The organism is Pseudotabrizicola alkalilacus (assembly GCF_003443995.1).
Lineage (GTDB): Bacteria > Pseudomonadota > Alphaproteobacteria > Rhodobacterales > Rhodobacteraceae > Pseudotabrizicola > Pseudotabrizicola alkalilacus.
In genome coordinates, this window is sequence record NZ_QWEY01000001.1 from 205,216 (window position 1) to 217,973 (window position 12,758).

Here is a 12,758-nt window from a genome sequence, read left to right on the forward strand (position 1 = left end):
ATGATGGATCAGCAAACCGTAACCGTGGGCGATATTGCGATCGGGGGGGCTGCGCCGATTGCGTTGATCTCTGGCCCGTGCCAGCTGGAAAGCTCGGCCCATGCAAGGATGATCTGTGAAGGGCTGCTGGAGGCCTGCGCGCCCACGGGCACCAAGTTCATTTTCAAGGCCAGCTATGACAAGGCCAACCGTTCCTCGCTGAGCACCAACCGGGGCCTGGGGATGGAGATGGGGTTGCGCATCCTGTCCGACATCCGCGCTGAATATGGCGTGCCGGTGCTGACTGACGTGCACGAACCGGGGCATTGCGCCATTGCCGCAGAAGCGGTGGACGTTCTGCAGATCCCGGCGTTTTTGTGCCGTCAGACCGACCTGTTGCTGGCCGCGGGCGAGACGGGGTTGGCGATCAACATCAAGAAGGGGCAGTTTCTGGCGCCCTGGGATATGAAAAACGTGGCGGCCAAGGTCGAAAGCACCGGCAACCGGCGGATCATGCTGTGCGAGCGCGGCACGTCCTTTGGCTACAACACTTTGGTGACCGATTTCCGGGGCCTGCCGACCATGGCCGAGACCGGCTGGCCGGTTGTGTTTGATGCCACCCATTCGGTGCAGCAGCCCGGAGGGCTGGGCGGCAGCTCGGGCGGGCAGCGGCAGTTTGCGCCGGTGCTGGCACGGGCGGCCTGCGCGGTGGGGGTGTCGGCGCTGTTCATCGAGACCCATGAAGACCCCGACACCGCACCGAGTGACGGGCCGAACATGATCCATCTGCATGATATGAAGGCGCTGATCGGCACGCTCTGCGCCTTTGACCGTCTGGCAAAGGGGCTGTGACCATGGACGCCTGCATCATCATTCCCGCCCGCTATGCCAGCACGCGCTATCCCGGCAAGCCGCTGGTGGCGCTGACCGGGGCCAAAGGCGTGGCGCGCAGCCTGATCGAACGCTCGGTGATGGCGGGGCGCGCGGCGTCTTGCGGGCAGATCCCGATCTATGTCGCCACCGACGACGACCGGATTGCCGATGAGGCGCGGCGGATCGGGGCCGATGTGATCATGACCTCGGACACCTGCCGCAACGGCACCGAACGGGTGGCCGAAGCGGTGGCGGTTGCGGGCATCACGGCGGATATCGTGGTGAACCTGCAAGGCGATGCACCGCTGACGCCGGCCCATTTCGTGACCGCGCTGATTGACGCAATGCGCGCCGACCCCGACTGCAGCATGGCGACGCCGTTCCTGCGCTGCGACCCCGAAACGGTGGAAAACCTGCTGATGGACCGCCGCGCCGGGCGGGTTGGCGCGACCACGGTGGTTGCAGACCGCGCCGGGCGGGCGCTCTATTTCTCCAAAGAGGTGATCCCCTTCACCAACGGGCGCGGCATCGTGAACGGCAAGGTGCCGGTGTTTCACCATGTCGGCGTCTACGCCTATCGCCCCGCCGCTCTGGCCGCCTATCAGGCCTGGGAGCCGGGGCCGCTGGAGGCGCTGGAAGGGCTGGAGCAGTTGCGGTTTCTGGAAAACGGCCATCCGATCCGCATGGTCGAGGTCTCGGCCCCCGGCGCGGTGTTCTGGGAGTTGAACAACCCCAGTGACGTGTCGCTGATCGAGGGCTATCTGGCGCGGATGGGTTGGGATTGACCGCTTGGGACGTCGAGATTGATGCCGCAGGGCTGTTGTGTCCGCTGCCGGTGCTGAGGGCGCGCAAACGGCTGCTGGCAATGCAGCCGGGGCAGGTGCTGCGGGTGGTCGCGACCGACCCGGCCTCGGTCATCGACATGCCGCATTTCTGCAGCCAGTCGGGTGACACGCTGCTGTCGAGTGATCAGGACGGTGCGGCATGGTTGTTTTTGATCCGCAAGGGCTCAGCATAGCGCGGCCTGCAACAGGGCCGCGTGACCTGCGCCCAAAATCCAACCCTCCTCCGGCATCCAGCCCTCGTCCGGTGTCGGGTGGGGCAGGGTGAACAGGCGGCTCATGTCAGCGGGGCCAAGGCGGTGCAGCGCAGTCGCCAGCACCCGGACCTGCGCCTCATCGGTGACCATTCCGGTGGTTGAGGTGTGGCGACGGACCGCATTGGCCAGCAAAGACGGATAAACCTCGGCCAGCACAACCGGGGTGGTGGGCGGCTCGAACGGCCAGACCGAAAGCTGCCCGGCAAAGCGCTGCTGCATCCGGTGCAGCACCGGCAGCCCGGTCAGCACCTGCGCGCCGACTGCGCCTGCGCCCGCCAATTGCCAGACCGGTTTGGGCGACGACCCCGGCCCACGTGCCGCCAGATCGGTGGCACGGTGCGGCGTCAGACCCGGCGGCAATGCCGGTTTCAGCCGAGGCAGGCCGGGGGTCGGCATCCGTTCATTATTGCCCCAGAACGGGCCGTCGCCGGGAAAAACGCTGTTCATCTGCGCTGCGATCTGCCGGTAATTGCTGAGGTTTTCGGCCGTATCGGTGATGTGCTGGGCCAGCCAGTGCCACCACGACAGCGCCGCTGCCTGCCCGGTCAGCCGCGCGACAAACCCGGCGGGCGCGCCAAAGGCAAAGTCGGCCCCGAGCAGCAGGCGGTGGTTTTGGGCAAGGCTGTCGGTGATCAGGGTCACAAGGGCGGCTTCGGCAGTTGCCCGTGTCGGAAGATTTTGGGCAATGCAGCCTATGGGCGTGGCAGTCGCGACCCAGATCGAATCCTTGCCACGCTTTGGTCCTTTGGCGGCAGACCAGTCGAGGATGGCGACGCGGTCAAAGATCATCGCGCAGCCGGGCGGCGACCAGATCTTCGGGCGTGTTGATGTTGAAAAACGGGTCATCTTGCGCGCCAAACAGCGCGGGTCTGGCCCCGTTTTGCAGCGCCCAGCCAATCACCTTGCGCTGCCCGGCCAGCAGATCGCGGCGCAGCGTGTCGCGCAAGGCCGTGGGCCAGAGGCCAAAGGTCGGGTGCCAGTCGGGCGCGGTCGCAGCGCCGGTCGCGGCAAGACTGAACCCGGCGGACCCGCCCGCCGCCTGCAGGCGGGCGACCAGATCGTCGGGAAAAAACGGCGTGTCGGCGGCCACGGTGACAACCGCGTCTGCGCCAAGGCCCGCCGCCCAGTCCATCGCGGACAGCACCCCCGCCAGCGGGCCGGGAAACCCCGGCACCAGATCGGGCAGCACCGGCAGCGTGAATGCGGCAAAGCGCGCGGGGTCGCCATTGGCATTGATGGCCATGTGCTGAACTTGCGGTGACAGGCGGGTGATAACTTGCTGTATCAGGCTTTGACCATGGAGCAGCATCAGGCCTTTGTCGCCGCCGCCCATCCGCCGGGCCAGCCCACCGGCAAGAATGACGCCTGGATATCCGGCAATCTGCATGATCTGTCCCGTCCGAAGGTGGCGCTTTCGCGGTCAGGTGGCATCATGTAAGCAGGGCTGGCGGGATACAAGCCGCGTGATCTGCGGAGGGGAGGCAGAAAGGTGCTGGGTTTTGTCTCTGCCCCGGAGCGGGGAGACGGTGACCGGCTGCTGGCCCGCGTGGCGCAGCGGTTGACAACGGCGGGGACGGTTCTGGGCGGCGTGGTCCAGATCAACACCGAAACCGACCCCGTCCGCCCCTGCCTGATGGACCTGCGGGTGTTGAGCGATGGCAGTATTTTTCGCATCAGTCAAAGCCTTGGCCGCCATTCCTCGGGCTGCAGGCTGGATGCCGCTGGTCTGGAAGAGGCGGTCGGGCGTGTGGCGTCTGCGCTGCAGGCCGCGCCGCCGCACCTGCTGATCCTGAACAAATTTGGCAAACAAGAGGCCGAAGGCCGCGGCTTTCGCCCGGTGATCGCACAGGCCCTGAGTCTGGGCGTGCCGGTGCTGATCAGCGTATCGGCAAAAAACCGTACAGGGTTTGACCTGTTTGCCGCAGAGATCGCCATCGCGCTGCAGAGTGATGAAGAGGCTGTGCTGGCATGGTGCCTGTCCCAGATCGGGGTTGACGCCAAGGGGTAACAGACGCGTCACCATGGGTTTTGCGGCTGCTGTTTCCGGTGGCCCCTCATTCTGTGGCCGGTTAACGGAACGGACCCCGCTGCGAAGAGAATTATTCTTCCGGAGGGGTGTGGTCCACCGAACGACGTGTCGGGATAAATTCTCGACTGCAGGTATCGCAGCCCCATTATGGCATTGAATAGTAAGAATTTTGCGACGGGCCGATGTGGCTGGCGGACTTTTGACGGATAAGTCTCCCTTCGTTTGCGGACTGTCGCTGTCTGGGTCAAGGTTGGTCGACCATGGGTGCCGTTGCCAACAGTGCGGCAATCGCCTCCCGGGTGGCGACACTTTGTGTCAGGCGCGCCTGACTGGCCGCCAGTGGCGGAGTGACGCTCTGGTCGACCGCAGGGGCAAGCAGATCTGCCACCGTGTCCCACGGTTCATTTTCCGTGTCATTCGGCGCGACAGCAGGGCCCCCGCTTGTCGCACTGACCAAAGTCTCTGAGGAAGCACCGGCAGAGTTTCCGGCGGTAGCGTCCGGCGGGATGTCCGACACGCTCTCCTCCGGGGACCAAGTGCCTGCCCAGCGCTGCAGCTGCGTCGCCGCGTCGGTATTGCCGGAGGTCTGATAGGTTGCGGCAGCCGTATCGAAATCCCCCAAGGCCACATAAGAGGCTGCCAGCAGATCAGGATCGGCATCCGGCAACCGGGCAGAGAGCAACCGCAAAGCCATGCGCGGATCGCCATTGGCCAGTGCGACACGCGCGGCGAGATCGGTATCGAGATCACCAGATTGCGACCAGTCTGCGGCGGCATTGGGCAGGCCAGCCGTCATCAGCCGCCCTGCAATCATGCTGCGGGTCGCCAGCGGCAGCGCTGTACGGCGATCGGGGTCCAGCCCGATGGCAAATTCCAGAAGCTGCGACTCAGGGCCTGTTTCTCCCAGAACCATCCAGAGATCCTGATCCAGCGCGGCATCCTCGCCGGCAATGGCAAAGGCGGCTGCGAAGTCGCCGCTCAAGGCCTTGGCGTGGGCCAGCGCGCGATCGAGCCGGGAGCGCAGCGGGCCGTTGCCATGTTCGAAGGCAAAAGCCTCCAGCGCCAGAATGTCTTTTCCTTCAACCGCCTCACGCCGCTGAAACCGTGACTCCACCAGGGTGAACAGCGCCCCCATGGCTGTCTCTCCCGTTGCTGCCGTGGGCAATGCCGCCTCGGCTCCGGCGAGGTCGCCGGTCTGCAGCGCCTGATCCGCCGCGAGCAGTTTGACCGTCGGGTCATCGGGCGCGACCGCGCGCTCAAACGACTGTCGGACCACCTCGGCATTGGCGCCGTCGCCCGAGGCGAGCAGTCGTTTGGCTGTTTCCGGTCCCAGCACAGCGCGCATGGTTGCGGGAAGCGACAGGAAGGTCCGGCTGACGGCGGCTCCGTTGACAAAAGACTGCGCCTCGCCCCCAGGGGCGGCGAGCAGCGCCCAGAGTGCGGCAGCGGAGTCGCAACTTTGCATGTTATGAAAGGGGTTGTCTGGCGGGCTGTCGCCATCAATCAGATAGGACAGAGAGACACGCAACGGATCAGCCTGACCCGCAGGAAGAAAACTGACCATCAGGAGACGCGCCTCGGCTCCGAAGCCAAAGTGCATATGGGTGTTGGCGGCCTGAGTGACACGCTGGGGATCGGGTACGTCAAATTCCGTCAGCACGGCAGCCCGGGCCAGGGCCAGTTCGCTTGCGGCATCGCTGGATCCGGCCCAACTGCCCAGGTCGAGGTCGGCAGCTTTCGGGCAGGAGTCCCCCTTGACCATCAGATCGGGAGGGTTCGCATCAGAGTTGATCCCGATGCCCGGCAATGCGTTGATCGCGGCGCGGGCATTTTCGGGCAGGGTCGGCTCAGGGGGTTCCGGGTGCGGATCGGTCGCCCGGTCGGGAGGGGGCAGGCGCTGTTCCATCTCGACCACACCCTCAGTCGCACCGCGACCAACCTCGTCAATCAGCATGGAGCGGAAATCTTCCAGCCTCAGGTCAGAGTCCAGCTCAATCGCGGCCATTTCGGGGGGCGTTTCGCGCCCGGTTGATGCGCCGCCCGGATTCAGCCAGTCATAGCCACCCTCACGGCGGGTATTCTGACGTGGCCGCGGAACCGGGGCCGGCTGAAACGGTGCTGCGGTTGTACCGTCGCCAAGGCTGAGTTCAAAGCTGGAGCCCTGCGGCGGCGCGCCATCCTTGATGTCGATAACCAAGGTTCTGGGCCCAAGTTCATACGGAATGGCGTGGCACGGACAGTCCACCCCCAGCAGTAAATCACCGCTGGCAGGATCGACCCAGATCGAGCGCAGCCGCTCTTTGGTGATCACGCGGTAAACCGAGGCCAGATCATAGCGCAATCCAGGCTCCGCGATCCGCAGGCCATACCCGCCGCCGGTCCGGCCCAGAGCCCAGTCGACCGGATCAGGGAAGGTCAGCACCAACCGGGTAAAACCCCTGTGGTCGCCGGATTTCACGGATACGGCGCGATTCTGCGCCTGCACGGGCGCGGCCATGAACAGCAGCAGAATTAGAATGTACTTCATGCCGCATCCTGCTTGAGACCGCGCAACGCCTCTTCAAGATCGCCAAAGCTGGGGCGGACAGCATGTGGGGTGTTCTGACGCCCGACCTCAATGCAGATGTTGGCCGGATGATTGTGCAGATTGGCGATCAACACCTCCCGGATCAGTTGGTAGAAATGGGCATCTTCGTCGACCACAGCTTTGACGCGGCTCGCAAAGGGACCGACGATGCCATAGGCCAAAAACACGCCCAGAAAGGTGCCGACAAGCGCCCCGCCGATCATTTTTCCCAGAATTTCAGGAGGTTGATCGATAGACCCCATCGTCTTGATCACCCCCAGAACCGCCGCCACAATCCCCAGCGCCGGCAGTGCATCGGCCATGGACTGCAGCGCATGGCTGGAATGGAGGGCGTGATGCTGTGTCGCCTCCATCCGTTTGTCGAGGACCTCTTCGACCTGATGCGGATCATCGTAGTTCATCGAGGCGGCGCGGAAGGTGTCGCAGATCAGGTCGACTGCTTCGTGATCTTTCTGAATCTTGGGATAGCGGCCAAAGATAGTGGATGCGCCAGGGCTTTCGACATGCTCTTCCAACCCGACAGGATTAGACCGGGCAAGGCGGATCAGTTCAAACAGCAGACACAACAGATCACGGTAATCGCCCGGTTTCCAATGGGCACCCTTGAACACCTTGCCCACGTCTTTTGCCGTGTGCTTGACCACCGAAATGTCATTCGAGATCAGAAACGCGCCAATGGCCGCCCCGCCGATCATCATCATTTCAAAGGGCAGTGCTTTCAGGATGATGCCCAGCTTTCCGCCAGCCAGCATGTAGCCGCCGAACACCATCACGAAGATCACGCCAATGCCTATGAACCCAAACATCCGGTTCCCATCCTGTTCCTGCTTTGCCTGACCATGGCACCCAAGCGTAAAGAAAGGCTGACTTTACTCCGTTGGGGCCAGTGCGTTGCGCCCGGCGATCAACACGCTGACCGAGTAGGCTGATTCGGGTTTCATACCTGCGAGGATGGCGGCGGCGGCATCGGGGCGCATCCGGCCGAGGAAACCGGCGGCAAATTCCTGTGCCATGGTTTCAAAGATCGCAGCGGCCTCGGCGGGTTTCATCGCCTCGTACACGGCGGTCAGGCGCTGCAGATCCTTTTCGGCAGCCCCATCGGCGATGGCGAGCGTTTCGCGCAGCCGCGTTTCGGCGTCTTCCAGTTCGGCAAGGCGCGCAGTCAGGGCTGTATCGGCAAGGGTCAGCGCGGCCAGCCTGTCCTGCAAGGCGATCTCGCGCGCGGTCACGGCGGCATCGCGTTCGCGCAGGGCCAGGGCAAGAGCCGCCGGAGGTTCGGGGCATTGTAGCGGCACCTGCCCTTGCGGGCGGTCTTCTGATGCCTCCAGTGCCATTGCGCCGCCTATGCCATGCCCCAGACGCAGGGCGCCGCCTGCGGCCAGTACAAGTGCCAGCAACGTAAGGGTTCCGCCCCCGCTCAGAATGCGGCGGATCTTCATTCTGCCAGCCTCAGTCCGGCGCGGTCGGGTCTGCGGCGGACGAACCTGGGCCGTCGTTCATCCTCTGGATCATCCTGTGCAGGGGGGGCTTGCGGAAGATCGTGCAGCGAGGCCAGAATCAGATCAAGCCGGGCCGCCGCTGCTTCCGCCCGCGACACCTGTTCGTCCAGCGCGGCAGAAGAGGTCTGGGCCGAACTGCGGGCGCGTTCGAGCGCTTTTGTCATGTCATCGACCTGCGCCGACAGCACCGCAATCGCCCCGCCCATGCCGGTTTCCAGCGTCGTGAACCGCTTGAGCCGCCGGGACAGGACCAGACAATAGACTGCGGTAGAAAACGCCCCGGCAGCCAGTAGAAAATCGGCAATCAGGTTCATGACCCGCTCCCTTCAGTTCAAAACAAATTCAGAGATCAGCAGGTCGCGCACCCGGTCTTGCCCGGTGACAATCTGCACCCGGCGCAGCATCTGCGCCTTGAGTCGCATCAGTGCGGCGGGATCTTCGAGCTGCACAAGCTCCACCGCGCGCAGGTAACTGTTCAGCACATCCGAGATGCGGGGCAGCAAAAGCTGCACCTCGGCAGCATGGGCTTTGCCCACCTCCAGCTGAGAGGCGAATCGCAGGTGCCGTGCGCGGGATTGCGGGCCAAGGCTGATCGTGATCGGCTCCACCGGGATAAAGGTGATGTCGGGTAAGGCACCGGCGTGGGCATCAGAAGGGGTGTGTGCCGCATCTGCCCCCAGGATCATCCCTGAATAGGTTGCATAAAACCCGCCACCACCCAGCAGCAGGGCCCCCGCCAACCCGATCAGGAGCGGCAGCTTGCTTTTCTTTTTCGACGGGGCGTCCGGGGTGGGATCAGGTTGGGTCATCGCGAGCTCGCATTTCTTCGGCACGGATCAAAATAGATCAAAGGTCACTAACCGATTGTTAAGACGCCTCCTTCATTGATCAGCTCAAGGCAGGCAGATGTCTGCAAGACGGAGGCATGGTGTGAACAATCTCGTTTCCTTGTGGCTGGGCCTGACGCTGGCAAAGCGGATGGTGCTGGTGGCTGCCACTGTCGGGATGTTTCTGGCAGTGCTGGCTTTGGCGCGGATGGCCCCCACGGGAGGGCAAAGCCTTTTGTACGCGGGGCTGGACGGCCGGACGGCGGGGGATGTGATCACGGCCCTGGATCAGGCGGGGGTCACCTATGATGTGCGCGGCGATTCGATCTATGTGCCCACAGCGGCGCGCGACGGGCTGCGGATGCAGCTTGCCGGTCAGGGTCTGCCCGCCTCTGGCGGTGCCGGATACGAATTGCTGGACGGTTTGTCCGGCTTTGGCACCACGTCGCAGATGTTCGACGCGGCCTATTGGCGCGCGAAAGAGGGGGAGCTTGCCCGCACCATTCTGGCGATGCCGCAGATCCGGGCCGCCCGTGTGCATATCTCGCAGGGCAACAAAAGCGGGTTTCTGCGCGATCAGAGCCTGACGGCCAGCGTTACGGTGACGACTTCGTCAGGATCGCTTTCGGCGGAGCAGGCCAATGCCCTGCGTCATCTGGTGGCCAGTGCGACCGGCAATCTGAAGCCCGATGATGTGTCGGTGATCGATTCGGTCGCGGGTCTGATCGGCGGGCAGACCGACTCTGCCGCTCTGGCCTCGGGCGATGCGCGTGCGCTGGAGATCAAGCGCAATGTGGAGCGGTTGCTGGCTGCACGGGTGGGGCCGGGGCGGGCTATTGTTGAGGTGTCGGTTGATATCCTGCGCGAGCGCGAGGCGATTTCGGAGCGGACATTTGATCCGCAGGCGCGGGTGGCGATCTCGTCCGACAGTGAGCAGACCAGCGAATCGTCAAAGGACGGGCAAGCCGATGTGACTGTGGCGTCAAACCTGCCCGATGGCGACGGGGCAGCCGGAGCCTCGGGCGAAAGCCAAAGCACGACCAGCCGAGAGCGTCTGAATTTTGAGGTGTCGCAGACCCAACGTGACGTGCTGCGCGAACCCGGCGCCATCCGCCGGCTGACGGTCGCGGTTCTGGTCGATGGCGTGCCGGGTACGGCGGCAGACGGCACCCGGACCTGGCAGCCAAGGGCAGAGGCCGAATTGGCCGACCTGCGCGAGCTGGTCAGTTCCGCCGCCGGTCTGGACGAGGCGCGCGGTGATGTTCTGACGTTGAAATCACTCGAATTTCAGACCGTGCCGACCGAAGGCGTTCTGGCGGAGGCGGGCTTTCTGTCTCAACTGGGGCCGGTGGACGTGATGTCGGTCATCCAGATTCTGGTGCTGAGTCTGGTCAGTCTGGTGTTGGGTCTGTTTGTGCTGCGCCCCCTGCTGACCCAGCGCGGGGGGGCGATGGCAGCGCCGGCAATGGCAGGAGGTGCGTTGGCGCTGCCCGGCCCGGCGGAGAGCGGTATGCAATCGGTGCTGACTGGGGAAATCTCTGACGGTTTTGATCTTCCCGCGATGCCGATGGTGAATTTTGACGCCAGTGGCATGTACAGCGAGCCGTCGAATGACCCAATGGCGCGGCTGCGCCGCCTGATCGACGAACGCCAGAGCGAATCGGTTGAGATCCTGCGCAACTGGATGGAAAAAGAAGAGGAACGGGGCTGATGCCGCCGCTGAAGCTTGAGGTGTTTGAGGCGCCGTCGCAGCGCGGCAAGGGCCAGACTATCGTGATGGACAGCGCCGCGATCGAGGAGACCCGCCTGCAGGCCTACGAATCCGGGTATGCGGCCGGATGGGAGGATGCGACGGCGGCAACGCGGGATGATCAGGCCCGGATCGGGTCAGAACTCGCCAATAATCTGCAGCAAATGGCGTTTACCTTTCAGGAAGCCAGGTCGCATATCCTCAAGTCCGTGCAGCCGGTGCTGACACAGCTTTGTACCCAACTGCTGCCTCCGCTCGCGCGGGAAGTGCTGTCGCCTGTGGTGCTGGATACGATCATGCCGCTGATCGACGATCTGGCAGATACGCCGGTGCATGTGGTGCTGAACCCCGCCGCCCGCCCGGCGGTGGAGCGGTTTTTGTCACAGGCGGCGGGTCTGCCGCTGGTGATTGTCGAAGAGCCGACGCTGGGGGAAGGGCAGGTCTATCTACGTCTGGGCGAGGTGGAGCATCGTGTCGATCTGGATCTCGCGGTCGCCGAGCTCACAAGAGCGGTGCATGATTTCTTTGAATACTCCGAAAAGGATGGCGGCAATGGATAACCCGACCGATGCGAACCCTTTTGCTCAGGTGCCGATCGAGATCATGATCTCGGTCGGCAAGGCAAGGCCGCTGGTGCGCGACCTGCTGAAGCTGGGACAGGATGCGGTGTTGCCGCTGGACCGACGGGTCGAAGATCCGGTGGAATTGTATATCGGTGACCGTCTGATCGCGCGCGGTGAATTGCAGGAGCTTGAGGGCGAGCAGGCCGGGCAACTGGCGGTGCGGCTGATCGAAGTCGCCAATCTGCGTGGCGGATTGTAGCGCGCGATGATGGTCTGGCGGCTTGTTCTGATTTTTCTGATGCTGGGGGCTACAGGCCCGGCTCTGGCGCAGGAGGTCACGCTGAACCTTGGTGATGGCAGCTCGCTTTCGGCGCGCTCGGTGCAGCTGATCCTGCTGCTGAGCGTGCTTAGTCTCGCCCCCGGTCTGGCGGTGATGGTGACCTGTTTTCCGTTTGTGGTCACGGTGCTGTCAATTCTGCGTCAAGCCATCGGGTTGCAACAGGCGCCGCCCAACATGCTGATCGTCAGTCTGGCGTTGTTTCTGACCTGGTATGTGATGGACCCGGTGTTCACCGAGGCCTGGGTCAACGGGCTTGGTCCGCTCAGCCGCGAGGAGCTGGAGCTGGCTCCGGCAATCACGCGCACGCTGGCCCCGTTCCGTGAATTCATGGCGGCGCGGCTGGACCCGGCGACCTTTGCCCATCTGGCAGAGCTGCGGCCAGATCCGATGCCCCCCGCCTTGCCTGATGCGCCACTGTCGGTGCTGGTGCCCGCCTTTATGCTGAGTGAGATCAAGCTGGCATTTCAGATCGGGTTTCTGGTGTTTCTGCCGTTCCTGATCATTGATCTGGTGGTGGCGGCGGTGCTGATGTCGATGGGCATGATGATGGTGCCGCCCGCCGTTGTATCGCTGCCGTTCAAGCTGGCGTTTTTCGTGGTGGCCGATGGCTGGAGCCTGATCGCGCAGGCTCTGGTACGGTCCTACTTATCATAAAAAAAGGGGTGTCACTGTGCCGCGAGCGCCGACAGAACCGCCTTGGCGCTGTCGCTGTCCCAGTCTGCGTCACCGATCAGCCGGGCGACTTCCTGCCCCTCGGGGTTCAGGATCAGCGTCACTGGCAGGGCCATTACACTGGCAGAGCGGGAGAGTTCCGATTTCGGATCGCGCACCACCGGCAGATTTGTGATGCCGGCCTCGGCGTAGAATTTCTGAATGCCCGGCACCGCATTGCGCCCGGTGGCGACCGGCACCACGGCGATGTCGGGCAGCGCGGCCTGCAGCCGGTCGAGCGAGGGCATTTCGTGGCGGCAGGGGGCGCACCAGGTGGCCCAGAAATTCAGCACGACCCATTTGCCATGGTAATCGGTCATCGAGGCCGGGTTGTCGTCAGCATCCAGAAGGGCGATCTCTGCCAGGTTGACCGGGGCTGAGTGCAGGGCGAGCTTTTTCATGTCGCCAATACGCAGCGCGGCGACATCGGCCGCCGCCGGATTTGCACCAAGCGCCAAGGCCGTATAAAGGACAGCCAGAGATTTCCGCAGCATAACCCCT

General features: G+C 63.8%; 16 protein-coding genes. 8 read left to right on the forward strand and 8 right to left on the reverse strand.

The window, feature by feature from the left end:
* Genes kdsA through D1012_RS00980 form a run of 3 tightly spaced genes read left to right on the forward strand, consistent with a single transcriptional unit; the run spans position 1 to position 1,870 of the window.
* Positions 1-831 carry a 3-deoxy-8-phosphooctulonate synthase gene (gene kdsA, locus D1012_RS00970; protein ID WP_118149473.1) on the forward strand — a complete coding sequence of 277 codons (831 nt, stop codon included), beginning with the start codon at positions 1-3 and terminating at the stop codon, positions 829-831.
* Between the two features lie 2 nt (positions 832-833).
* The gene (locus D1012_RS00975) at positions 834-1,637 is read left to right on the forward strand and encodes a 3-deoxy-manno-octulosonate cytidylyltransferase (RefSeq protein ID WP_118149474.1); all 804 of its coding nucleotides are present in this window, start codon (positions 834-836) and stop codon (positions 1,635-1,637) included.
* Positions 1,634-1,870 carry a sulfurtransferase TusA family protein gene (locus D1012_RS00980; protein WP_233516978.1) on the forward strand — a complete coding sequence of 79 codons (237 nt, stop codon included), beginning with the start codon at positions 1,634-1,636 and terminating at the stop codon, positions 1,868-1,870. Before D1012_RS00975 ends, D1012_RS00980 begins: the two co-directional genes overlap by 4 nt.
* Here the strand turns inward: D1012_RS00980 and D1012_RS00985 are convergent.
* Positions 1,862-2,797 (reverse strand): molybdopterin guanine dinucleotide synthesis, encoded by a 936-nt coding sequence (locus D1012_RS00985; protein WP_158569149.1) that lies wholly within the window; start codon positions 2,795-2,797, stop codon positions 1,862-1,864. The two genes, D1012_RS00980 and D1012_RS00985, sit on opposite strands and share 9 nt — an antisense overlap.
* Positions 2,730-3,338: a molybdenum cofactor guanylyltransferase MobA gene (gene mobA / locus D1012_RS00990; protein ID WP_118149477.1), complete on the reverse strand. Its 609-nt coding sequence runs from the start codon at positions 3,336-3,338 to the stop codon at positions 2,730-2,732. Before mobA ends, D1012_RS00985 begins: the two co-directional genes overlap by 68 nt.
* Before the next feature lie 102 nt (positions 3,339-3,440).
* Here mobA and D1012_RS00995 point away from each other — a divergent pair, with 102 nt between their 5' ends.
* Complete coding sequence (locus tag D1012_RS00995) at positions 3,441-3,959, forward strand: DUF2478 domain-containing protein (protein ID WP_118149478.1); 519 nt, start codon at positions 3,441-3,443, stop codon at positions 3,957-3,959.
* 265 nt (positions 3,960-4,224) lie between these two features.
* On the opposite strand, the gene D1012_RS01000 is transcribed toward D1012_RS00995, so the two are convergent.
* The 5 genes from D1012_RS01000 to D1012_RS01020 all read right to left on the reverse strand — a co-directional run bounded on the left by D1012_RS01000 (position 4,225) and on the right by D1012_RS01020 (position 8,875).
* On the reverse strand, positions 4,225-6,507 hold the full coding sequence (locus tag D1012_RS01000; protein ID WP_118149479.1) for a hypothetical protein: 2,283 nt from the start codon (positions 6,505-6,507) through the stop codon (positions 4,225-4,227).
* The gene (gene motA / locus D1012_RS01005; protein WP_118149480.1) at positions 6,504-7,373 is read right to left on the reverse strand and encodes a flagellar motor stator protein MotA; all 870 of its coding nucleotides are present in this window, start codon (positions 7,371-7,373) and stop codon (positions 6,504-6,506) included. The genes D1012_RS01000 and motA overlap by 4 nt, the downstream gene beginning before the upstream one ends.
* A gap of 63 nt (positions 7,374-7,436) precedes the next feature.
* Entirely contained in the window at positions 7,437-8,006 is a 570-nt protein-coding gene (locus tag D1012_RS01010; RefSeq protein WP_118149481.1) for a MotE family protein, read from the reverse strand.
* Complete coding sequence (locus D1012_RS01015) at positions 8,003-8,380, reverse strand: DUF6468 domain-containing protein (RefSeq protein ID WP_118149482.1); 378 nt, start codon at positions 8,378-8,380, stop codon at positions 8,003-8,005. Before D1012_RS01015 ends, D1012_RS01010 begins: the two co-directional genes overlap by 4 nt.
* 12 nt (positions 8,381-8,392) lie before the next feature.
* Positions 8,393-8,875 (reverse strand): flagellar basal body-associated FliL family protein, encoded by a 483-nt coding sequence (locus D1012_RS01020; protein WP_118149483.1) that lies wholly within the window; start codon positions 8,873-8,875, stop codon positions 8,393-8,395.
* 97 nt (positions 8,876-8,972) lie between these two features.
* Between D1012_RS01020 and fliF the strand changes: the two genes are divergently transcribed.
* From fliF to fliP, 4 genes are read left to right on the forward strand one after another with little or no spacing between them, the layout of a single operon-like run.
* On the forward strand, positions 8,973-10,604 hold the full coding sequence (fliF, locus tag D1012_RS01025) for a flagellar basal-body MS-ring/collar protein FliF (RefSeq protein ID WP_118149484.1): 1,632 nt from the start codon (positions 8,973-8,975) through the stop codon (positions 10,602-10,604).
* Positions 10,604-11,203: a FliH/SctL family protein gene (locus D1012_RS01030; RefSeq protein WP_118149485.1), complete on the forward strand. Its 600-nt coding sequence runs from the start codon at positions 10,604-10,606 to the stop codon at positions 11,201-11,203. The genes fliF and D1012_RS01030 overlap by 1 nt, the downstream gene beginning before the upstream one ends.
* Positions 11,196-11,465 carry a FliM/FliN family flagellar motor switch protein gene (locus D1012_RS01035; RefSeq protein ID WP_118149486.1) on the forward strand — a complete coding sequence of 90 codons (270 nt, stop codon included), beginning with the start codon at positions 11,196-11,198 and terminating at the stop codon, positions 11,463-11,465. Before D1012_RS01030 ends, D1012_RS01035 begins: the two co-directional genes overlap by 8 nt.
* A gap of 9 nt (positions 11,466-11,474) precedes the next feature.
* Entirely contained in the window at positions 11,475-12,200 is a 726-nt protein-coding gene (fliP, locus tag D1012_RS01040; protein ID WP_233516979.1) for a flagellar type III secretion system pore protein FliP, read from the forward strand.
* A gap of 11 nt (positions 12,201-12,211) precedes the next feature.
* Here the strand turns inward: fliP and D1012_RS01045 are convergent, their stop codons facing one another.
* Entirely contained in the window at positions 12,212-12,751 is a 540-nt protein-coding gene (locus D1012_RS01045; protein ID WP_118149488.1) for a TlpA family protein disulfide reductase, read from the reverse strand.
* Positions 12,752-12,758 lie beyond the last annotated feature (7 nt).

Excerpts from the sequence above, each read along its gene's own strand:
- kdsA (WP_118149473.1), top strand. The coding sequence starts at position 1 with ATGATGGATCAGCAAACCGTAACCGTGGGCGATATTGCGATCGGGGGG.
- D1012_RS00975 (WP_118149474.1), top strand. The coding sequence starts at position 834 with ATGGACGCCTGCATCATCATTCCCGCCCGCTATGCCAGCACGCGCTAT.
- D1012_RS00985 (WP_158569149.1), bottom strand. The coding sequence starts at position 2,797 with ATGACCCGTTTTTCAACATCAACACGCCCGAAGATCTGGTCGCCGCCC.
- mobA (WP_118149477.1), bottom strand. The coding sequence starts at position 3,338 with ATGCAGATTGCCGGATATCCAGGCGTCATTCTTGCCGGTGGGCTGGCC.
- D1012_RS01000 (WP_118149479.1), bottom strand. The coding sequence starts at position 6,507 with ATGAAGTACATTCTAATTCTGCTGCTGTTCATGGCCGCGCCCGTGCAG.
- motA (WP_118149480.1), bottom strand. The coding sequence starts at position 7,373 with ATGTTTGGGTTCATAGGCATTGGCGTGATCTTCGTGATGGTGTTCGGC.
- D1012_RS01010 (WP_118149481.1), bottom strand. The coding sequence starts at position 8,006 with ATGAAGATCCGCCGCATTCTGAGCGGGGGCGGAACCCTTACGTTGCTG.
- D1012_RS01015 (WP_118149482.1), bottom strand. The coding sequence starts at position 8,380 with ATGAACCTGATTGCCGATTTTCTACTGGCTGCCGGGGCGTTTTCTACC.
- D1012_RS01020 (WP_118149483.1), bottom strand. The coding sequence starts at position 8,875 with ATGACCCAACCTGATCCCACCCCGGACGCCCCGTCGAAAAAGAAAAGC.
- fliF (WP_118149484.1), top strand. The coding sequence starts at position 8,973 with ATGTCTGCAAGACGGAGGCATGGTGTGAACAATCTCGTTTCCTTGTGG.
- D1012_RS01030 (WP_118149485.1), top strand. The coding sequence starts at position 10,604 with ATGCCGCCGCTGAAGCTTGAGGTGTTTGAGGCGCCGTCGCAGCGCGGC.
- D1012_RS01035 (WP_118149486.1), top strand. The coding sequence starts at position 11,196 with ATGGATAACCCGACCGATGCGAACCCTTTTGCTCAGGTGCCGATCGAG.
- fliP (WP_233516979.1), top strand. The coding sequence starts at position 11,475 with ATGGTCTGGCGGCTTGTTCTGATTTTTCTGATGCTGGGGGCTACAGGC.
- D1012_RS01045 (WP_118149488.1), bottom strand. The coding sequence starts at position 12,751 with ATGCTGCGGAAATCTCTGGCTGTCCTTTATACGGCCTTGGCGCTTGGT.